The organism is Methanocalculus sp. (genome assembly GCF_029762515.1).
GTDB lineage: Archaea > Halobacteriota > Methanomicrobia > Methanomicrobiales > Methanocorpusculaceae > Methanocalculus.
This window is the reverse complement of sequence record NZ_JARVGN010000157.1, coordinates 1-4874: the sequence shown is the minus strand read 5'-3', so window position 1 is coordinate 4874 and position 4874 is coordinate 1. Positions and strand designations below refer to the sequence as shown.

Annotated in this window: 4 protein-coding genes; all 4 read right to left on the bottom strand. The window is 53.2% G+C overall.

Annotated elements, in window-relative coordinates:
* Positions 1-1015: M23 family metallopeptidase (locus QCH34_RS06780; RefSeq protein ID WP_300332116.1), on the bottom strand; the 1015-nt coding region annotated here is incomplete at its 3' end.
* Between the two features lie 182 nt (positions 1016-1197).
* Positions 1198-3189, bottom strand: coding sequence for an alkyl sulfatase dimerization domain-containing protein (locus QCH34_RS06775; RefSeq protein WP_300332113.1), 1992 nt, complete (start codon positions 3187-3189; stop codon positions 1198-1200).
* 353 nt (positions 3190-3542) lie between these two features.
* The gene (locus QCH34_RS06770) at positions 3543-4289 is read right to left on the bottom strand and encodes a class I SAM-dependent methyltransferase (protein ID WP_300332110.1); all 747 of its coding nucleotides are present in this window, start codon (positions 4287-4289) and stop codon (positions 3543-3545) included.
* A gap of 193 nt (positions 4290-4482) precedes the next feature.
* The gene (locus QCH34_RS06765) at positions 4483-4731 is read right to left on the bottom strand and encodes a helix-turn-helix domain-containing protein (RefSeq protein ID WP_300332107.1); all 249 of its coding nucleotides are present in this window, start codon (positions 4729-4731) and stop codon (positions 4483-4485) included.
* Between the last annotated feature and the right edge of the window lie 143 nt (positions 4732-4874).

The following is a 4874-nucleotide window of genomic DNA, read 5'->3' as shown; positions in this document are numbered from 1 at the left end:
CGAGGAAGGACGGGGTGCCGGTCACGATCTGGAAGTGGAGGTGCGGCACATCTGAGTTCCCGCTGTTCCCGACAAGGCCGATCACCTGCCCCTCTTTCACCATATCGCCCTTCTGCACCGTAAGTGATCCGGGGATCAGGTGGCCGTAGCAGGCATACTTATCATTCCCGAGATCGAGGATGACATAGTTGCCGGCTGCGGTCGTGATGTCGGCAGGAGGGGTGGAGTAGATGGTCGGGATGTCCGGCAGCCCGTCGAGCGTGTCTGCAACGGTTGCGTCTGCGACTGCATAGAGCTCCTTTCCGTATCCATACCAGCTGTGAATGTCTGTTATGTTCTCAGAGGCAAGGCGGCCCGTCTCCGGATCGATCCCGATCAGATCCTGTGCGTACCGCTGCGGAACCCGTGTTGCTCCGTTTGTTGTAATCTGTGCAAGGAAGTGGTGGGTATATGGATACGTGGTCTCGATGATCAGCCATCCGGGACCGCGGACCGGGGAGGCGATCACAATCGGCTCACGATCCTTCCTTACTGCCACCTCCCCGCCTTCAAGGATGGCCGGGGGGAGCCCGTCTGCATTCCGGTCCAGGGTGACCCGGTGGATGAGCCGGTCCGGGACAGATTCCGGGTTCACGACGAGCCAGACAGAGACCCGCGACATCGGCATCTTGCTGGTGAATGTATCAATCTCCTCCCGGGTTGGCGGTGGAGAGGATGCCGGATGCCAGAGCTGGTCGAGGTCATCCCCTTGCAGGGTTATCAGAACAGCACCGCTTCCGGGATCGATCACCTCGACCTTTTCAGGTGTGATCGCCTCATTACCGGACGGGTGGAATTCGAGTTCATAGGCAAGGTTCATCCCCCCGCTGCTCATGACCGGTATGGGTTCAACAGGAACGGTCATGGTAATCTCCGGGGCAGCGGGTGCTGGCGCCTCACCGGATCCGGTACAGCCCGAAGCCAGGAGGGTGCAGACAATAATCGCGAGTGTGAGAAGGAATGGAATGTGTCTCATGGTGGGATCATCTCCGGATGCGATAATCACACCTCACAGTATTTGGCACTTGTGGCATCTCTCTGAGAAGTGGCTCACAGGGACCTGATTTTCCCTGTAGAGAACCACGTGCTCTGTTCCGGAGTGATCAACACTTTCTATCCGGCTCTTTCTCCGTAGGTAAAAGATTTTGTATATTGAGTTTATGGGAGGACGATAGGGAAATCCGGGGTGAAGGTATCAAACATGCCCATCAGACGGATAAACGAATCCACATCTCCTGAGACCGTGGCAAAACGCATCAGATTCTCTTTCGAAGGCCTGCCCTGGAGCAGATACCTTTTCATTGCAGTTTTTTCGCCTGAAATAGTCACACCAGCATTTTCATCAAACGTCCCCATCCATGCATGGAGGACACAGTTCTTCAGATGAACAACCGCTATAGTATTGCCCTCCGGAGATTCCATGATGATATTAACCCGAATGTTTTCCCCATCGGCTCTCTCCGGATTCAGCCGTATTGCAAGATATTCAAAGATCTGATCAGGAGACAGTGCCGACAGCAATCCCAATGCCGGGGCCGCTCCCTGGGTGCTGGTATCTTCTGCCTCCGATTCACCGGTACTCCTGAGCTCCCGGGCTGCCGTCAGATAGGCATTTCTGTACGGGCCTGAGACCGACTGGTATCCAAGTTGCTCAAGTGCATCGGCCTGGATAGTTCTTGCCTCCCTGTTTGTCGGGTCTGAGTAGACAATATAGCCGGCAATCGTTGCCACCTCCTGATACATTCCCTTCTGATAATCCTCTCTGAGCCTGGGTATTACTGCATCTGCCCCACCCATATACTCAACCAGCACCGAGGAGAACAAAACAGGATCGGGATTGTTCAGATGTGTTGGGTTTCCATCGTAGAATCCCAGGTATTTCTGATATACGGCCTTTGCTGCGAACTGGACCGTCCCATAAAACTCGTGTGTGTATCCATACTTCCTCAGGGAATCAGGCAGAGTTATCATATGAGCGATTTCATCCATCGTATATCCCTGATTGATGAGGTGCAGTGTCTGATCGTGGATATACCTGTACATGTCGCGCTGTATCTCAAGCGTTTCAACAACAGCCTCGTTACCGAAACGCGGCCAGTTGTGCGAGGTAAACATCACCCCGGCCTCCCCTCCATAGAGCTGGCGGGCTTCATCGAGGTACCGTGACCAGGAAAGCGGGTCCCGTACCTGGGCACCACGGATAGTCAGAATATTATGGAGTGTTCCAACGCAGTTTTCCGCCATACAGAGCGCTTTCTCCTGCGGGAACCAGATATTCATCTCCACCGGGGCTTCGGTTTCGGGCGTCAGCTGGAACACCATCTCCACACCGTCGACCGTCACAGTCTGTCCGGTATGGGTAATATCATGCGTCGGAGGGATAAAAGTCATACTTCCGTGGGCCATCATCGTCCCGATTCCCGAATCCACATAGCCTTTTTCGTCAACCGGAAGCGTCAAACCGAACATGTATATCGAACGGCGCTTCATTGCAGTTCCGGCGAACACATTTTCGCTGACAAGGTGCTCCATGAACCCCTCAGGGGCGATGACGATGACCTCACGTGAGTCGACCTTCTCCTGAGTGGTGACCCCTCCAACACCGAGACAGTGATCCGCGTGGGGATGCGTGTAGATTACTGCCTTTACCGGATATTCGCCGAGCGTTTCGGTGACGAGATCCAGAGCCGCCCCTGCGCTCTCGGTACAGCCCAGCGGATCGATAATGATCCAGCCGGTCTCTCCTTTGATAAGGCTCATCACGGAGATATCGTATCCGCGTACCTGGTAGATGGAATCAGTAACCTGAAAGAGCCCGTGAATGCTGTTCAGCCTCGCCTGTTCGTACAGGGCAGCATTAACTGTCACGGGTGCGGTGTTGTTTTGGAGATAAAAGAGCCCGGTTACGTCCAGAACCGGTTTGCCAGCCGCGTTGAGAATGATCCGCGAGTCCGGTGCTGCGAGAAGTCCGCGGTTTGCATACTCAATATCATCGTTTAGATTCTGCCAGGTTTTAGTAAGATCTTCAGCTGTATTGATGGCACGGGTGTATGAGGTTGCGTCATTTCTGGGATCTTCTGCTACAACCGGGGAAGCTATGAGAAGAAGAGCACAAAGGCAAAGCAGCAGACGTGTGTTCAGGTTATTCATAGATTAAATGAATAAATCATCATAGATAAGGAGGCTGTTTCCCAGCCTCAAATTATCATTCCTGGGAACAATATTCACCACTTATCATCTTTATCTTCAGCCTGACATTCAACTCTACCTCAATTTGTTCTCCTGGTTTATACCTCAATCATTGCTGAGGAAAAGGAGGAGTAGGAGGAGCAAGCTATCGATATGCTCATAAAAAAGCGCAAGGCGACCCATGATCTTCTGGCAAAATAGCTACAGGCAATAAAATAATGTGAGAGACCGGATTCGACCTGCCAACCCTGTTCCTACAGCAGCAGATCGAACAACCGCATTCGCCCGCCTCTCACCTTGCCGTGCCTCCTCAATCACCTCGCCATCAGGGCGAAGACACCCCAGCCAACATATTCTCTCGTATAGGCGGCGTAGCGTTTTGGCTCCGACGTCAGCATGCCCCTCACTTCCGGTGCGAAGCCGTCGTCTGGATTTGCTTCGAGCCATCGGCGCATGGTGAGCCATTTGGCCGCTTCATACCTGTCCCAGCCATCCTGGTTCGCCAGCACCATCTCTACAACATCGTAGTTGAGATCATTAAAAGACGCGAGAAGGTCAGGAAGCATGAGGAAATCCGAGATGGAATTGGCATCGCATTCCCTGGCAACGTCCTCTGTTGGCGGCAGCTGCCTCCAGTAGGGCTCGCCGATGAGGATGATCCCTTTGGGGCGGAGGCTCTGTGCCAGAAGCCCGATGGTTCCGGCAAATCCCCCGCCAATCCAGGTGGCGCCGATACAGGCTGCTACATCGACCTTTTCGTCGGCGATGTAGCCGGCAGCGTCGCCGTGAATGAACCGAACCCGATCGGCGATGCCGAGCTCTTCAGCGCGGAGTTTCGCCTGTTCGGTGAACAGCGGGCTCATATCGATGCCGACACCGGTGATTCCATAATCGCGAGCCCAGGTGCAGAGCATCTCGCCCGAACCACTGCCGAGATCGAGCAGGCGGGCCCCCGGCTCCAGGCGCAACGCTCTGCCGAGAGTGGCGTATTTCTCTGGTGTGAACGGGTTATGAATCCGGTGAGCGCTTTCTGAAATAGTAAAGATACGTGGTATGTCCAATGTAAAAAACTCCTTTTACTAATTTATGTGATAACTTGATTATATCCTTCGTGGCTGTCATTGATATGGGTTTAAGACGATTATCTGGGTGAGGGTGAGGTGAACACGCCAGATATCAGACACCCCAAAAACAGAAGATGTCCGATAATGTCCGATAAATGTCCGTTATCTTGCAAGATATACTCTCGACCCATCAGGCTTTCCCGGGACGTGGCCTGGTTAAAACGTATTTTCTGCCCTTTTTCGCACCGAATGCTTCCAGCAAGCCACGATGGACGAGATCGAGAAGATCACGGTACCGGGTCTTCTCCGATACCTCCGGCACAATCGATGCATAGTCCATAGCAGTTATACCGCCGTTTGTATTTGCAAATGCACAGAGGGTCTTGAGATACTCGTCCTTCCAGGACTCCTTGAATTCAATGTTCTGGCTCTCGATCATGGTGAATGTGGCTGACTACTACATCGACGGGCATTCTCTTATAGGCTTCTCGCCGACCGGGGCGAGGAGCTAGGAGGTTTCCGGTTGCTGATACTGTCTGCTCTCTTCATATTTGAGCCTGGACGCTCGATAAAACAGATCCA